The following is a 14,007-nucleotide window of genomic DNA, read 5'->3' as shown; positions in this document are numbered from 1 at the left end:
GCAGCGGCAGGTGCCGGCTGCGTTGCTGCGGGTTGATCGGGCGCCGGGCATGGCCCATTCAAGAAGACGATCATTCATCGGCCCGTCGGGCCGACCCTGCCGGAGGAAGCCATGCCGCTCGACCTTCACATCTTCCGCACGCTCAGCGACAACGCCGGCGCGCTGCTCCACGATCCCGGCACCGGCGCCTGCGCAGCCATCGACGTGCCCGATGCCGGCGAGATGCTGGCCGCGGCCCGGCAGAAGGGCTGGACGATCAGCGACATCTTCATCACCCACGCGCATCACGATCACACGCAGGGCGTCGCGGAGGTGAAGCAGGCAACCGGCGCCAAGGTTATCGGCCCGGCTGACGCCCGCGCCAGTGCGCCGCTCGACACGGTGGTCGGCGAGGGCGATGTCGTCGCGCTGGGCGGGGAGCGTTTCGAGACCTGGCATACGCCCGGCCATTCCGACGGCCATCTCAGCTATGTCGGGCGCGGCGCGAAGCTCGCGCTTGTCGGCGACGTCGTCTTCGTCATGGGCTGCGGGCGGGTCCAGCCGGGGCAGATGGACAGGATGTGGGCCTCGCTGTCGCGGCTGATGGCGCTGCCGGGCGATACGCGCCTGCTCGGCGGCCATGACTACACTCTGGCCAATGCCCGTTTCGCCCGGTCGGTCGATCCGGCGAACGAGGCGCTCAAGGCGCGCTTCGCCGAGGCCGAGAAGGCCAAGGCGGAGGGGCGCTTCTGGGCGCTGACCACGGTGGCGGACGAGCAGGCGACCAACCCGTTCTTCCGGGCCGGCGAGGGCGCGCTCGCCGCTTCCGTCGGGCTGGCGGGCGCTTCGGCCGACAAGGTCTTCGCGGCCCTGCGCGAAGCCAAGAACCGGTTCTGACCATGCCGATGCAGCTGGACGGGCTGACGGCGGCGGAGGTCATCCGGCTCCTCGAACTGAAGCCCCATCCCGAGGGTGGCCATTACCGCGAGACCTTCCGCGATCCGGCCGGGCCGGAGGGCAGGGGCTTCTCGACCGCGATCTATTACCTACTCGACACTGGCGAGACCTCGGAATGGCATCGCGTCGATGCCGCCGAGATCTGGCATCACTATGCCGGCGCGCCGCTGGTCATCACGGTCTCGTCGAATGGCCACGACGCCTCGGCTCATTATCTCGGCACTGAGCTTGCCGCCGGCCAAAGGCCGCAATTCGTGGTGCCCGCCGATTGGTGGCAGAGTGCGACCTCGCTCGGCGCCTGGACGCTGGTCGGCTGCACGGTCGCGCCAGGCTTCGAGTTCTCGGGTTTCGAGATGGCGCCGCCGGGCTGGCGGCCGACGCCGCGCAAGCCGGCGGAGGGATGAGATGCTGACGAAGACGGAAGACAGCGCGCTCGTGCTCGGCTGCGAGCGGCGGATCATCAATGCCTGGCCAGCCCTGTCGACGCTCATCGTCGGAGACTGGGCGCTGCGTTTCGCCAATGGCTATTCCGGCCGGGCCAATTCGGCAACGCCGCTGGTCTATGGCGCCGAGCTCGACGATGCGACGCTCGATCTGATCGCGGAACTCTATCGCGCCGATGGGTTGGCGCCGAGCATCCGGCTGACGCCGCTCGTCACCGAGGCGACCCGCGCTGCAGTGCTGGAGCGCGGCTATCGGGTCAAGGACAAGTCCTTCGGCCTCATCGCGCCGCTCGCCGGCCTCGACGTTTCCGAAGAGCCCGAATTGCAGATCGAGGCGCGGCCGAGCCTGGAATGGACCGCCGGCGTCGCCGCTCTCCAGAGCGGCATCAAGACCCATGTCGGCAATCTCGCCGCGATCGTCGAGAAAGTCAGGCTGCCGGCTGCCTTCGCCACCTGGCTGGTCGAGGGCGAGGCCGTCGCCTTCGGCATGAGCGTGGCCGAGCGTGGCATGGCCGAGATCGGCCTGATCTGCGTTCACCCCGATCATCGCGGCCATGGCTATGGCCGCAAGATCGTCAGGGGGCTGCTGGGCTGGGCCGGGGCGATGGGCTGTGGCGATGCCTATCTGCAGGTGGAGCAGAGCAACGCCGTCGCGATCAATCTCTACCGCAGCCTCGGCTTCCGCCAGCTCTATAGCTACGAGACCCGTCTGCTCGACTGAAGCCGTCGTTCTCGGGCTTGTTCCGAGAATCTCTGGCCGGAGACGCCGGAGCCTTCGTGTCACGAGATGCTCGGCTCAAGCCCGAGCATGACGGCGAGCAGCTCAGCGGATCAGCAGCGCCGTGCCATAGAGCCCGACGGCGAACAGGGTGTGGCTGACGAAGTTGAGCAGGCGGATCTGACCGGCATTCGGCTTCTTCGAGGCGGCGACACCCATGCCCATGCCGGGCTGCAGGATGAACCAGCCGCAGCCGATCGTGGCCCAGCCGACGATCAGCGCCGGCAGGAAGGTCGGGTTGCGGGCCCAGTCCGCGCCCCAGATCGCGAGGACGACGCCCGCGAAGGCGATGCCGACGAGATAATGGCAGATCCAGCCGATGGCGAGCTCGCCTGCCACCGGTTCGGATTTGGCGATGTCGGCATGCCACATGCGGCCACGCGGCAGATGGGCGAACCAGCGCCCCGGCATCGCCCAGTTCGGCTTGGGCAGCCCGAAAAGTCGCAGCAGCTGCGCCCAGAGATCGGTGAGCGCCGTCGCGCCTGCCCCGATGACGATCATGCGCAAAATCAGATCAGACACGTTCCGCCCCCAAGGCCGCCTGCCGCGGCTCTTGCCTGTTGGAGCGGCGATTGTGGCGGCGGTCAACTGCAGCGCCTACCTGTCTGCGCGGGGTGCGGGCTGCATGTGGCGCATCGCCCTGGCGTCGGAACCCCGCGCGCCGTTGCCGGGTTGCCTTCGCGAAACCGCGGGGGAGATTCTTCATGGCCACAGCGAATGCCGAACAACCACGCAATGCCGGGACCGGGCCGCATGGCGCTGCCGAGCTGCCCTCGGTCACCGTCACCAGCTACAATCTGGAGGTGCGGGACGATGATGGCTTCGTCGGCGACAAGGCGAGCCGCGGTGCTTTCGTCGAGCATCTCGATGCGCTGCGCAGCCATCTGAAACGCAACGGCGACGATCCGCTGAAGGGCAAGACCGCCGAGATCAGCAAGAAGGAGCTCGATGCGCTGATCAAGGAGGGCGAGGCCGCCGAAGCCGCTCTGGTGCTGAGCGCTGTCGAGGGCTTCGCCCAATCGCTTGCCTTCGTCATCCGCCGCTTCGCGCGCCTGAAGAGCTGGGCCGCTGTCGAGCGCATCGTCGTCGGCGGGGGCTTCCGCGAGAGCCGCGTCGGCGAGCTCGCCATCGCGCGGGCCGCGATCATCCTGCGTACCGATGGCCGCGATCTCGATCTCGTGCCCGTCAGCCATCATCCGGACGAGGCGGGTCTGGTCGGAAGCGCGCATCTTGCGCCGAAATGGATCTTCGAGGCCTTCGACAGCCTCGTCGCTGTCGATATCGGCGGCTCGAACATCCGCGCCGGCATCGTCGAGCTCCGGCAGCAGAAGGCGCCCGATCTGGGCAAGGCCCGTGTCTGGAAATCGGAGCTCTGGCGCCATGCCGATGAGCAGCCGAGCCGCGATGAGGCGATCAAGCGTCTCGGCAAGATGCTGCGGGACCAGATCGCGAATGCCGAGAAGGAGGGCCTGCGCGTCGCGCCCTTCATCGGCGTGGGCTGTCCCGGCCTGATCCAGCCGGACGGGGCGATCGAGCGCGGCGCGCAGAACCTGCCAGGGAACTGGGAAAGCAGCCGCTTCAACCTCGTCGACAGCATCCGCGAACTCGTGCCGGAGATCGGTGATCACGAGACGGAAATCGTGATGCACAACGATGCCGTCATCCAGGGACTGAGCGAGATGCCGGCGATGCAGGACGTCGAAAACTGGGCGGTGCTGACGATCGGGACCGGGCTCGGCAATGCGAGCTATCGCAATCGCACGAGTGCCAAGGAAACCGGCAAAGCAGCAGGCAAACGCTGATCCCGGCATAGGTCATGCCATCTTCAGGTCGTGTTTTGCGGCGATGAGCGGGCCGCAGCCGCGATCTGGCTTGCCATGTCCGCTTGCCATCCGAGGAGCATCCGCTTTGCCGGCCGCCGAATTCCGCTCTCCGTCTTGCCTTGCGCGCAAGGCTGTGCCGAGGGTCGATCCCGAGCCGAATCATCCCGGGGAGCAGGGCTGCACCACCATGGCAGGGCGCATGGCACACGCACCGTTCCATAGCCTGCAGCGGCTTCTGGCCGCCTGCCTGCTGCTCCTCGCGCTGGTTATGGCGGCCGCGGCGCCGTCCTTTGCCCAGACGGCTGCGACCCCTGCCGATCCGAACAGCGCACGGGCGCGGCTCGATGCGGTCCGCACCGAGCTGGCGCAAATTGAGACGACGCTGGCCTCTCCGGAAGCGAGCGATACGGAGCTGCAGCGTCAGCGGATCCGCCTGCAGCCCTCGCTCGATCAGCTGCGCGTCATCATCGCCGAACAGACGCCGCGGGTCGAGCAGGCCAAGCTTCGCCTCGATCAGCTCGGCCCGAAGCCCGATGCCAATGCGCCGCCCGAAAGCGCCGAGATCACGCGTGACCGCGAGGCCCGCGCCAAGGCCTATGCCGACGCCGACGAGACGCTGAAGATCGCCAAGGCGTCGTTGCTTCAGGCGGAGCAGCTCCAGAGCGCAATCGGCGACAAGCGCCGCGAAATCTTCGCCAAGACTCTATTCGCCGCTGGGCCCTCCATCGCCAATCCGGAGGTCTGGAGCAACGCGGTCGCGACGGCGCCTGAGGATCTGCGGGCGTCCGGTTACATCTTCGGCGGCTGGCTGGAAGGGGTGACGGACGCCTTCTCCGGGACGCGCGGTGGTGTGGTCGCTCTGGCTTTGCTCGGCGCCGTCCTGCTCTACGTCGCCCGGGCACGCTATCTGCCGCGTTTCAAGGCGCGCTACAGCAACACGCAGGACGCCGGCAATCTGAATTGCCTCTATATAGCGCTCGCCCATATCGTCGCGGGCGCGGCGCCGCCGGTGCTGGCCAGCTGGCTGATCTACAAGGCGCTGAGCACGACGGGGCTGTTGCCGCCGCGCATCCAGCCGGTGATCTGGGCCGTGGTTGTCGGCCTCGCCTTCTTCGCCTTCGTCCAGGCGCTGGCCGATGCCCTGTTCGCGCCGTCCAGCCCGCAGCGTCGTCTGGTCCGCGTTCTCGACCCGACGGCCCGCAGTGTCGTCTGGATCGCTTCTTCGCTCGCGCTCGTGATGTCGGTCGGCAAGGTCTTCGAGGCCTGGCTCCAGGCGATCGCCGCAGGCCTCGCAATCTCGATCATCGTCAAGGCGTTGTTCGCCATTCTTTTCGCCCTGACGCTGATCGCCGGGCTCTACCAGATTCGCGATGACGACGAGGTCGAGCAGGAGGCTTGCCTCGGCCCCTATGTGCCGGTGGACGGGGCAAGCCTCGGCCCGGTCCGGATTCTCGGCTGGATCATCGGCTTCCTGATCATCGCCTCGGCGCTCAGCGGCTATGTCGTCTTCGCCGCCTTCCTGGCCGAGCAGACGCTCTGGATCGGCGTCGTCGCTTGCCTGTTCCTGCTGGCCTTCCAGTTCATCGATCTCGGCCTTCCACGGCTCCTGACGGGCAAGGGCCGTTTCGCCCTGACGTTGAGGGCCGGCATGGGGCTGCGCAGCACCACGCTGGACAAGGTCGCGGTTATCAGTGTCGGCGTCCTGAAGCTCCTGCTGATCGTCGTTACGGTTCTCATGGTGCTCGCGCCTTGGGGGCTGGAATCGACCGATTTTCTGGTTTCGCTGCGCGCCGCCTTCTTCGGCTTCCAGGTCGGCGGCGTCACGATCTCGCTCTCGACCATCGTCGTCTTCGCCTTCGTCTTCGGGCTCGGCATCGCCGCGACGCGGGGGCTGCAGCGCTGGCTCGACAATCAGTTCCTGCCGACGACGGCGCTCGATCCCGGGTCGCGCAATTCGATCAGCACGGCGGCGGGCTATGTCGGCTATATCGGCGCGGTGGCGATCGCGGTCTCGGCGGTGGGCCTGAGTCTCGAGCGTCTGACGCTCGTCGCTTCGGCACTTTCGGTCGGTATCGGTTTCGGCCTGCAGTCGGTGGTGTCGAACTTCGTCTCGGGCCTGATCCTGCTCTGGGAGCGGCCGATCCGCGTCGGCGATCAGGTCCTGGTCGGCGACATCGAAGGCATCGTCAAACGCATCAATGTCCGCTCGACCGAGATCGCGACCTTCGACCGCTCGACGGTGATCGTCCCGAACTCGAACCTGATTTCGGGCGTGGTGCGCAACCGCGTCCGCAATGACCGGACCGGCCGCGTGCTGATCGCGCTCTCCGTTCCGCGCACCCTGGAGGCGGGGCAGGTGCGGGCTATGCTGTCGGAGGTCGCCGCGAACCATGGCGACGTGATGCAGAAGCCGCCGCCGGTCGTGCAGTTCAAGAAGCTCGGCACCACGACGATGGATTTCGAGCTGGTCTGCGTGGTGGGAGATGTCGAAATCGTCGGGCGCGTGACCAGCGACCTGAACTTTGCCATCCACAAGCGCCTCGCCGATATGGAGCCGGCGGCCGCCACGCCTGAATTGATCGTGCGCGGGCTGGAAGGCGTCGAGCACTCCCTCGACAGCATCGCTACGGCGGTCGGGCGAGATGCGGGCGGGCAGGCGAAGCGGGCGGCGGTGAAGCCGGCCGCGTCTGCCGCTGCTCGTCGTTCCCGCAAGCCGACCGAGGCCGGGGAGAGCGAGGAGGAGACCGCCGAAGCGGCGAAGCCCGCCCCGCTCCCTGTGCACGAATCCGCCAAAGAAGACAGCAAGGAATGATCGGATGCCCAGCCTTTTGCGCCACGCCGCCGGCCGGCGCGCGATGACCTGCCCGGCCGCGCTGGTCGGCGCGCTCGCCCTTCTCGGTGTAGCCGGTTGCACCGAGCCGCAGCGCCAGGGCCAGCCGGCGTTCTATCGCGACCTCGGTTCCGCCTCGGCCCAGGTCGATTCGGAGCAGGCGCGGGCGATGATCTCGGCCTATCGTCTCAATGCCGGGCTCGGCACGCTGAAGCTCGACCCGGCGCTGGTGGAGGCTGCGCAGCGCGAGGCGGCGGCGATGGCCGCCTCCGACAAGCCGGTGCAGGCCGATGCGGTCAAGGCCCGGCTTGCCAGGGAAGGCCAACCGGGGGCCGAGGCCAATCTCTCCGCCGGCTACCGGCGCCTCGCCGAAGCCTTCTCCGGCTGGCGGGACTCGCCCCAGCACGACCGCGTCATGAAGGATGCCAGGGCCAAGCGCATGGGCATCGCGACCGCCTATGCGCCGGGCTCGAAATATCAGGTCTACTGGGCGCTGATCGTCGCGCCGTGACGCAGGAGCACTTCCACGTTTCGCAGAAGCGTGGACGTGCTCCATCTCTATATTTTGCTGCATTTTCTTCACGCGAACCGGCGTTCGCTTCGCTCGAAAATGCTCTGGCGTCGGGGGCTCTCGCTCCCGCCACGGGCTGTCAGCGGCTGCGGGCTGCGCCCCTTACGGCGCGGCGCGGACGAGGCTAGCCTGCGGATCATGCCTCCACGACCCCGCAAGCCCCTTTCCCTGACGACCCAACAGGCCCGGCGCATCTGGCTGCACGCCCAGCGTCTTGATACGCGCGAGCCCTTCGGGGCCGGGCCTGCCGCGGCGCGGGCGGCAGTCGAGCAACTCGGCTATGTGCAGATCGACACGATCAACGTGATCGAGCGCTGCCACCACCACATTCTCTATGCCCGCATTCCCGCTTATCGCCGGGCCGATCTCGCCCATCTGCAATCGGTCGAGAAGAGCGTCTTCGAATACTGGACGCACGCCCTCTCCTACGTGCCGACCCGCGACATCCGCTATTTGCTGCCGGAGATGAAGGCGCATCGCGCGGAACCGAAGCGCTGGTCGGCAGTCGGCGCGCGCGAGGAGACGCGCAAGCTCCTGCGCCGCATCCGCAGGGACGGTGCGCTGACGATCCGCGACATCGAGGAGGAGCTGATCGAGAAGGCGCATCTATGGGCCAGCAAGAAGCCGTCCAAGGGCTTGCTGGAGCGCGCCTTCTACGATGGCGAGCTCGCGATTTCCGCGCGCTCCGGCATGCTCAAGACCTATGAGCTGTTCGACCGGCACTTCCAGTGGGAGAAAAAGCCGACACCGGCGAGCGAGCGGCATGTCACCGCCTACAAGCTCGACCGTGCCCTGAGCGCGCAGGGGCTCGTCAGCCTCGATTCCGCCTGCCATCTCGACGCGCCCAGCAAGAAGGCGGTGGCCGAGCTGATCGCGGCCCGCGTCAAGCGCAGGGAACTTGTCGAGGTTGCGGTGGAGGGCGCCGGCAAGACGCAGCATTGGGCGACGCCCGCATCGCTGGAGTTGTCGGAGGCGCCGGAAGAGACGCTGATCCACATCCTCTCGCCCTTCGATCCGCTGATGATCCAGCGCAAGCGGGCGAAGCTCTTCTTCGATTACGCCCATATCTTCGAGGCCTATCTGCCGAAGGAGAAGCGGGTTTACGGCTATTTCGGCCTCCCGGTACTGGCGGGGGACCGTATCGTCGCGGTGCTCGACCTCAAGACCGACCGCGCCGCCGGCAAGCTCCTGATGCAGCAATGGAGCTGGCTCGACGGTTGTGAGACGCCGGCGCTGAAGGCCGCGATCGAGGAGGAGCTGCAGCGCTTCGAGCGCTTCCAGCTCGGGCGGGGCGAAGCCGAGCTGGAGGCGCTGCCCGAGATCACAAAAATGTCGGCTTGATCGGCGCTGTTGCGCCCATCGGGGGCGGAAGGCGCGAAACGAGCGGATGACGGCGAATTTCCGGACCGGTGATTTCGTGCCGCCGCGGGCTGCGGCCTGAGCCATGCCGGCCGCGAGCCGCATGCGCCGGGCGATGCCCGATCCCGGCCTGCCAACCGCATTGCTCGTCCATGCGGCGCTGCTGGCGTGGCTCGCCTCCGTCGCTATCCAGCAGTTCGACAAGATGCCGGCCTTCGTCGAGCAGAGCGTCGATGTCGAGCTGCAGACGCCCGAGCAGTTCGAGGCGATGATGCGCCCGCCGCCGCCGCCACCCGCGCCGCCGGCCGAGCCTGCTCCGGTGCTGCAGCCGGCTCCGCAACTGCCCCTGCCGTCAGCCCCGGCACCCGCGGAGCCGCGGGCCTCGGCCGAAACGGACGGGCTGGTCCGGCCGCGGCGCCTGCTGTCGCAGCAGGTTCTGGCCGATCCGCGCAGCCGGGAGGCGTTGGCGCTGCTGCCGCGGCTGGCGCCAGATGAGCGCGCCGAGCAGCTTTGCGGGTTGGAGGCGATGGGCCAGATCCATGCCTGGCAACGCAGCTACGAGCCCGACCGCGTCAGTGCCTATGCAACGGCCGACACCCGCTATGCCGGCCATATCATGCGGGCGGAGGGGGCGGCTTTCCGTAGCAGGCGTCGCTGGTACGGATTGCGTTTCGAGTGCACGATTTCCCCCGATCTCAAGCGGGTGACGGCGTTCGCCTTCCAGGTTGGCGATCCGATTCCGCAGGCCCGCTGGGAGGCGCTCGGCCTGCCGGCCGTGCACTGAGGCAGCGCGTCGTCAGGCGCCCAGCAAGTCGATCAGCGGCGGAATCAGCGGCTCGTCGGCCGGCGGCATGGCGAGATCGCGCAGCTTGCCGGGGCGGACCCATTTCAAAGCCTGGCCCTCGCGGGAGGCGACGCTGCCTTCCCAGCGCCGGCAGATATACAGCGGCATCAGCAAGTGAAATTCGGGATAGGCGTAGCTGGCGAAGGTCAGCGGCGCGAGGCAGTCCTCCTTCACGGCGATGCCGAGTTCTTCATGAAGCTCGCGGATCAGCGCCGGCTCCGGCCGCTCGCCCGCTTCGAGCTTGCCGCCGGGGAATTCCCAGAGGCCAGCGAGCGCCTTGCCCTCGGGGCGCCGCGTGACGAGCACGCGGTTGTCGGCATCGATCAAAGCGCAGGCGACGACGAGGAGCAGCTTCACGGAGGTGGGACTCAGTTGCCGGAGAGGATGACCTGGACGGGCTCGGTTTCCTTGCCCGTCAGCGTGACGCTGTCATAGACCAAGCCGCCCTCCCGCGTGAAGGCGTTCTCATCGCCCCAAATCACCTGGGTGGTGACGAAATAGGAGCCCGGCGCGACCTTGTCGAAGGCGAAGCGGCCATTGGCCTCGGCCTTGGTCGTGCGGGTGTATTCGGCATAGGCCGGATCGACCGTGTCAGCAGCCGGGTAGGCGTGATGCGGGACGTATTTGCCCTGGCCGTAGAGATTGGCGAAGCGCTCGCGGGCAAAACCGGTGGCGGGGATGAGGCGCACGACCTGGCCGGCGGCGTTGACCACCGTGCCGCTCGGCTTGGTGCGGAAGGCATGTCCGGCGATGACGCCGTTGCCCGGCTTCTTGATGACGGCAGCCTCGTCCGTGGAGAACGCCACAGTTGCCGGCTGGCGCTCGACGCAGCCAGCCATGGCGGCTCCAGCCAAGATGGCCGCCGCGATAGTCCCGATCCTCATGAGGCCCCCACCTTGCGCGGCGCCGTCGTGACGAGGAAGACGCCGGCCAGGATGATGCAACCGCCCAGGATTTGACGCAACCCCAGGTGTTCATGCAGGACGATGACGCCGAGGATCACCGCCACCGTTGGCACGAGATAGCCGGTCATCGCGGCCCGCGTCGGCCCCGCCGCCCGGATCAGCCGCATGAAGACGGTCACCGGGATAGCGGTGGCGACGATGCCGAGGGCCAGCATCGCCGGCAGATGGCCGCCAAGCGGGACGAAGGCCGCGGGGCCAAGCACGACGAGCGTCAGCGCGGTCGCGATGGTGCCGGAGAACATCTGCTGGCCCAATGCGAGCCGGGCCGGATCGCCCGTCGCGGTCGGCACGGTGCGGACATAGAGATTGGCGACGGCGTAGCTCAGCGTCGCGCCGATCATGGCGAGGACGCTCAGCGCGGTGCCGCCGCCCTCGAACAGCCGAGGGCCGATCAGCAGCGCGACGCCGGTCATTCCAAGCAGGATGCCGCCGAAGCGACGCCGGCTCAGCCGCTCCTCGGAGAAGATGAGGTGGGCGGCAAGCGCGGTGACGAGCGGCCCCGCCGACTGGATCATCGCTGCGGGCCCGCTGGCGAGCTGGATCAGCGCGTAGCCGACGAGCACGTTCGGCAGCCAGCCATTGGTGGTGCCCAGCACGAACCAGGGCAGGATTTCGGCGCGCCGCGGCAAGGGGCTGCGCCCCCGCCCTAGGCTCCAGAGCGACAGCACGGCAGCGCCGAGCAGGCCGCGGCTGGCGGCGATCGCCAGCGCCGAAACCTCGCCGCTCATCAGCTTGATGAACAGGTAGCTCGACCCCCAGAGCAGGGAGCAGATCGCGAGGTTGACGGCGATGAAGCTGCGGCTGGGTTCCTGCTGCGGCGCGGCCTCAGGAGCGATAGTCGCCATTGATCTCGACATAGGCCTTGGTCAGGTCGCAGGTCCAGACCGTGGCCTTGCCGCGTCCGATGCCGAGATCGGCGGTGATGACGATACTGTCGCCCTTCATGTAGTCCGACACCGCCTGCTCGTCATAGGACGGAGCCCGCGCGCCCTGCTTCGCCACGACGATGTCGCCGAAGCCGATATCGAGCCTGTCGCGATCGGCCGGCTCGCCGGCCTTGCCGACGGCCATGACGACGCGGCCCCAATTGGCGTCCTCGCCGGCGATGGCGGTCTTGACCAGCGGCGAATTGGCGATCGAGAGCGCGACCCGCTTGGCCGAGCGGGCCGAGGCCGCGCCGCTGACGCGCACCTCGACGAATTTCCGCGCGCCCTCGCCGTCCTTGCAGACGAGATGGGCGAGTTCGAGCAGGATCGAATTCAGCGCCCGCTTGAAGCCGGAGAGCCGGGAATCGTTGATTTCGGTGATGGCGGGCACGCCGCGCTCGGCCGCCTTGCCGGTGGCGAAGAGCATCAGGGTGTCCGAGGTCGAGGTGTCGCTGTCGACGGTGACCGCATTGAACGAACCCTTCACGCCCTTCGACAGCAATGCCTGGAGCACCGGGGCGGCGATCGGCGCGTCGGTGAAGACGAAGGAGAGCATCGTCGCCATGTCCGGCGCGATCATGCCGGCGCCCTTGGCGATGCCGGCGATGACCACTTCCTTGCCGTCGATCTTGGCCTTGCGGGTCAGCGCCTTCGGGAAGGTGTCGGTGGTCATGATCGCCTTGGCGGCGTCGATCCAGGGGCCCTCAGCGGCACGCTTGGCGCAATCGTCGAGCACGCCCTTGAATTTGGTCGCGTCGAGCGGCTCGCCGATCACGCCGGTCGAGGCGATGAAGACCTCCTGCGGCTTGCAAGCCGCAGCCTTGGCGGCGATCTCGGCGGTGAGCTTGACCGCGTCACGCCCCTTCAGGCCGGTGAAGGCATTGGCGTTGCCGGAATTGACGACGACGGCGCGGGCAGAGCCTTGCGCGAGGTTCTCGCGGCACCAATCGACCGGGGCCGACGGGCATTTCGAGCGCGTGAAGACGCCGGCGACCTGGGTGCCTTCGTCGAGCAGCGCGAACCAGACGTCCTGGCGGCCCTTGTAGCGGATGCCCGCCTCGGCGGTGGCGAAGCGCACGCCCGGAACCGGCGGCACCTTGGGCTGGCGCTTCGGCGCGAGCGGGGAAACGGGGACATCCTTGCCGGCCATCGGAGCTCCTCCTGCGGAGCACTGCTCGAAGACCGGCGAATCGTTTGCTCGCCGGGGCAGTGCGTCTCGTTCAGAAGCCGTCTGCCGCAGGCCGATGACGAAAACAAGAAGGGCGGCCGCAAGGGCCGCCCGCAAAATTGAGGGTTTGCGCCATGCTCGGGCTCGACCCGCGCATCTCTTCCCGGAGATTCTCGGGTCTGCGCTTTGCCTCGCCCGAGAATGACGACGTCGGATCAGTTCTTCTTCGGCTCGGCAGGCTTGGCGGCATCCGGGGCCGGAGCGGCGGGCACCGCCGGCTTGTCGAGGCGCTCGATCTTGGCCTTCTCGCGCATGGCAAGCACGAGGTCCTGCTGGGCCTTGCGCTCGAGATACTGGTCGATCTGCGGCTTCACCGAGGCGAAGTCGGGCAGCGGCTTGGAGCGCTTGTCCTCGAGCCTGATGACGTGCCAGCCGAACTGGCTCTTCACCGGCTCAGAGACCTCGCCCTTCTTCAGCTTGAAAGCGGCCTCGGCGAATTCCGGCACCATGCGGTCCTTGGTGAACCAGCCGAGATCCCCGCCTTCCTTGCCGGAGCCGGGATCCTTCGAAACGTCGGCGGCGACCTTGGCGAAATCCTCGCCCTTCTTCAGCCGCTCGACCACGGCCTTGGCCTGGGCCTCGTCCTCGACGAGGATGTGGCGAGCATGAACCTCTTCCTCGGGCGTCATCGCCTTGGTGGTCTCGTCGAAGAGCTTCTTGGCGGCGTCGGCGGTGACGGCCTTCTTGCCTTCGCGCGTCAGGTACTCGTCGAGCAGCACCTTCTCGCGATAATAGGCGAGGCGGGCCGCGAAATCGGGCGTATCGGTGATCTTGGCGTCGGCCGCGGCCCTGGCCCCGAGCTTGAGGTCGACGAGATAGTTGATGACCTCGTCGCGCTTGCGGTCATCGGGGAGCTGGGCGAGGCGCTCGCCGAGATCCTCGCTGGCAAGCTGGATGTCCTTCTCGGTGATCGCGATGCCGTCGACCTTGGCGACGACCTTGTCGGCCTGGGCGAAGGCCGGTCCAGTCAGCAGCGCGAAGCCGAGGAAGGCAATGAGACGGGCTGAGTTCATGAGTGACGGCCTTTCGTCGGAAAACCCGAGACGCTTTGGCGGCTGCACTGCCAGCTGAACGCGGCAAAGGCAAGGCGGTTCAAGCGATTGCAGCGACCGATCACGCAGCTTTGCACCGCCCGGAGGGGCGCGCGATGCCGCAACGTCGTGCGATCTCAAGCTTCCGCCCTTGGAAGCAGCCGGGAAAACACCCACATCCAGAGCCGAATTCACTTGCCGTTTCGCTGCCGATTGGACGAAACGCACGCTGGACCCTGCCCGCGCACGCGTCTAAACACGCGGTCGCATTTC

Annotated in this window: 14 protein-coding genes; 8 read left to right on the top strand and 6 right to left on the bottom strand. The window is 67.6% G+C overall.

Features of this window, described 5'->3' with window-relative positions:
• Positions 1-111 precede the first annotated feature (111 nt).
• From gloB to AC1DE3_RS13615, 3 genes are read left to right on the top strand one after another with little or no spacing between them, the layout of a single operon-like run.
• A complete protein-coding gene (gene gloB / locus AC1DE3_RS13625; RefSeq protein WP_476797021.1) occupies positions 112-876 on the top strand; it encodes a hydroxyacylglutathione hydrolase in 765 nt (254 codons plus the stop codon).
• A gap of 8 nt (positions 877-884) precedes the next feature.
• On the top strand, positions 885-1,340 hold the full coding sequence (locus AC1DE3_RS13620) for a cupin domain-containing protein (protein WP_476797100.1): 456 nt from the start codon (positions 885-887) through the stop codon (positions 1,338-1,340).
• A 1-nt stretch (position 1,341) separates the two neighbouring features.
• On the top strand, positions 1,342-2,100 hold the full coding sequence (locus tag AC1DE3_RS13615; protein WP_476797020.1) for a GNAT family N-acetyltransferase: 759 nt from the start codon (positions 1,342-1,344) through the stop codon (positions 2,098-2,100).
• A 102-nt stretch (positions 2,101-2,202) separates the two neighbouring features.
• Here AC1DE3_RS13615 and AC1DE3_RS13610 read toward each other — a convergent pair whose 3' ends face one another.
• Complete coding sequence (locus AC1DE3_RS13610) at positions 2,203-2,679, bottom strand: DUF2938 domain-containing protein (protein WP_476797019.1); 477 nt, start codon at positions 2,677-2,679, stop codon at positions 2,203-2,205.
• Positions 2,680-2,861: 182 nt separating this feature from the next.
• Here AC1DE3_RS13610 and AC1DE3_RS13605 point away from each other — a divergent pair, with 182 nt between their 5' ends.
• The 5 genes from AC1DE3_RS13605 (at position 2,862) to AC1DE3_RS13585 (ending at position 9,524) form a co-directional block, all read left to right on the top strand.
• On the top strand, positions 2,862-3,959 hold the full coding sequence (locus AC1DE3_RS13605) for an ROK family protein (protein WP_476797018.1): 1,098 nt from the start codon (positions 2,862-2,864) through the stop codon (positions 3,957-3,959).
• Between the two features lie 220 nt (positions 3,960-4,179).
• Positions 4,180-6,792, top strand: coding sequence for a DUF3772 domain-containing protein (locus tag AC1DE3_RS13600; RefSeq protein WP_476852441.1), 2,613 nt, complete (start codon positions 4,180-4,182; stop codon positions 6,790-6,792).
• A gap of 4 nt (positions 6,793-6,796) precedes the next feature.
• Complete coding sequence (locus tag AC1DE3_RS13595) at positions 6,797-7,321, top strand: CAP domain-containing protein (protein ID WP_476797016.1); 525 nt, start codon at positions 6,797-6,799, stop codon at positions 7,319-7,321.
• A gap of 198 nt (positions 7,322-7,519) precedes the next feature.
• Positions 7,520-8,722, top strand: a complete 1,203-nt coding sequence (locus AC1DE3_RS13590) for a winged helix-turn-helix domain-containing protein (RefSeq protein ID WP_476797015.1) — start codon at positions 7,520-7,522, stop codon at positions 8,720-8,722.
• 103 nt (positions 8,723-8,825) lie between these two features.
• On the top strand, positions 8,826-9,524 hold the full coding sequence (locus AC1DE3_RS13585; RefSeq protein ID WP_476797014.1) for a DUF930 domain-containing protein: 699 nt from the start codon (positions 8,826-8,828) through the stop codon (positions 9,522-9,524).
• A gap of 12 nt (positions 9,525-9,536) precedes the next feature.
• On the opposite strand, the gene mutT is transcribed toward AC1DE3_RS13585, so the two are convergent.
• From mutT to AC1DE3_RS13560, 5 genes are all read right to left on the bottom strand, one after another.
• Positions 9,537-9,941, bottom strand: coding sequence for an 8-oxo-dGTP diphosphatase MutT (mutT, locus tag AC1DE3_RS13580; protein ID WP_476797013.1), 405 nt, complete (start codon positions 9,939-9,941; stop codon positions 9,537-9,539).
• An 11-nt stretch (positions 9,942-9,952) separates the two neighbouring features.
• Entirely contained in the window at positions 9,953-10,423 is a 471-nt protein-coding gene (locus tag AC1DE3_RS13575; RefSeq protein ID WP_441511636.1) for a carboxypeptidase regulatory-like domain-containing protein, read from the bottom strand.
• A gap of 41 nt (positions 10,424-10,464) precedes the next feature.
• Positions 10,465-11,394 (bottom strand): DMT family transporter, encoded by a 930-nt coding sequence (locus AC1DE3_RS13570; RefSeq protein ID WP_476797012.1) that lies wholly within the window; start codon positions 11,392-11,394, stop codon positions 10,465-10,467.
• Positions 11,375-12,625 (bottom strand): bifunctional glutamate N-acetyltransferase/amino-acid acetyltransferase ArgJ, encoded by a 1,251-nt coding sequence (argJ, locus tag AC1DE3_RS13565; protein WP_476797011.1) that lies wholly within the window; start codon positions 12,623-12,625, stop codon positions 11,375-11,377. The genes AC1DE3_RS13570 and argJ overlap by 20 nt, the downstream gene beginning before the upstream one ends.
• A 233-nt stretch (positions 12,626-12,858) precedes the next feature.
• A complete protein-coding gene (locus tag AC1DE3_RS13560; protein WP_476779563.1) occupies positions 12,859-13,716 on the bottom strand; it encodes a peptidylprolyl isomerase in 858 nt (285 codons plus the stop codon).
• Positions 13,717-14,007 lie beyond the last annotated feature (291 nt).

The sequence above is a fragment of the Allobosea sp. 10L417 genome (assembly GCF_056395485.1).
Note: the sequence above shows the minus strand (reverse complement) of the source record. Positions and strands in the feature narration are given on the sequence as shown.

What these genes read in the sequence shown, in the direction of transcription:
- AC1DE3_RS13570 (WP_476797012.1), bottom strand. Translation starts at nt 11,394, where the DNA reads ATGGCGACTATCGCTCCTGAGGCCGCGCCGCAGCAGGAACCCAGCCGC.
- AC1DE3_RS13605 (WP_476797018.1), top strand. Translation starts at nt 2,862, where the DNA reads ATGGCCACAGCGAATGCCGAACAACCACGCAATGCCGGGACCGGGCCG.
- AC1DE3_RS13600 (WP_476852441.1), top strand. Translation starts at nt 4,180, where the DNA reads ATGGCACACGCACCGTTCCATAGCCTGCAGCGGCTTCTGGCCGCCTGC.
- AC1DE3_RS13615 (WP_476797020.1), top strand. Translation starts at nt 1,342, where the DNA reads ATGCTGACGAAGACGGAAGACAGCGCGCTCGTGCTCGGCTGCGAGCGG.
- argJ (WP_476797011.1), bottom strand. Translation starts at nt 12,625, where the DNA reads ATGGCCGGCAAGGATGTCCCCGTTTCCCCGCTCGCGCCGAAGCGCCAG.
- gloB (WP_476797021.1), top strand. Translation starts at nt 112, where the DNA reads ATGCCGCTCGACCTTCACATCTTCCGCACGCTCAGCGACAACGCCGGC.
- AC1DE3_RS13560 (WP_476779563.1), bottom strand. Translation starts at nt 13,716, where the DNA reads ATGAACTCAGCCCGTCTCATTGCCTTCCTCGGCTTCGCGCTGCTGACT.
- AC1DE3_RS13620 (WP_476797100.1), top strand. Translation starts at nt 885, where the DNA reads ATGCAGCTGGACGGGCTGACGGCGGCGGAGGTCATCCGGCTCCTCGAA.
- AC1DE3_RS13595 (WP_476797016.1), top strand. Translation starts at nt 6,797, where the DNA reads ATGCCCAGCCTTTTGCGCCACGCCGCCGGCCGGCGCGCGATGACCTGC.
- AC1DE3_RS13575 (WP_441511636.1), bottom strand. Translation starts at nt 10,423, where the DNA reads ATGGCTGGCTGCGTCGAGCGCCAGCCGGCAACTGTGGCGTTCTCCACG.
- AC1DE3_RS13585 (WP_476797014.1), top strand. Translation starts at nt 8,826, where the DNA reads ATGCCGGCCGCGAGCCGCATGCGCCGGGCGATGCCCGATCCCGGCCTG.
- AC1DE3_RS13590 (WP_476797015.1), top strand. Translation starts at nt 7,520, where the DNA reads ATGCCTCCACGACCCCGCAAGCCCCTTTCCCTGACGACCCAACAGGCC.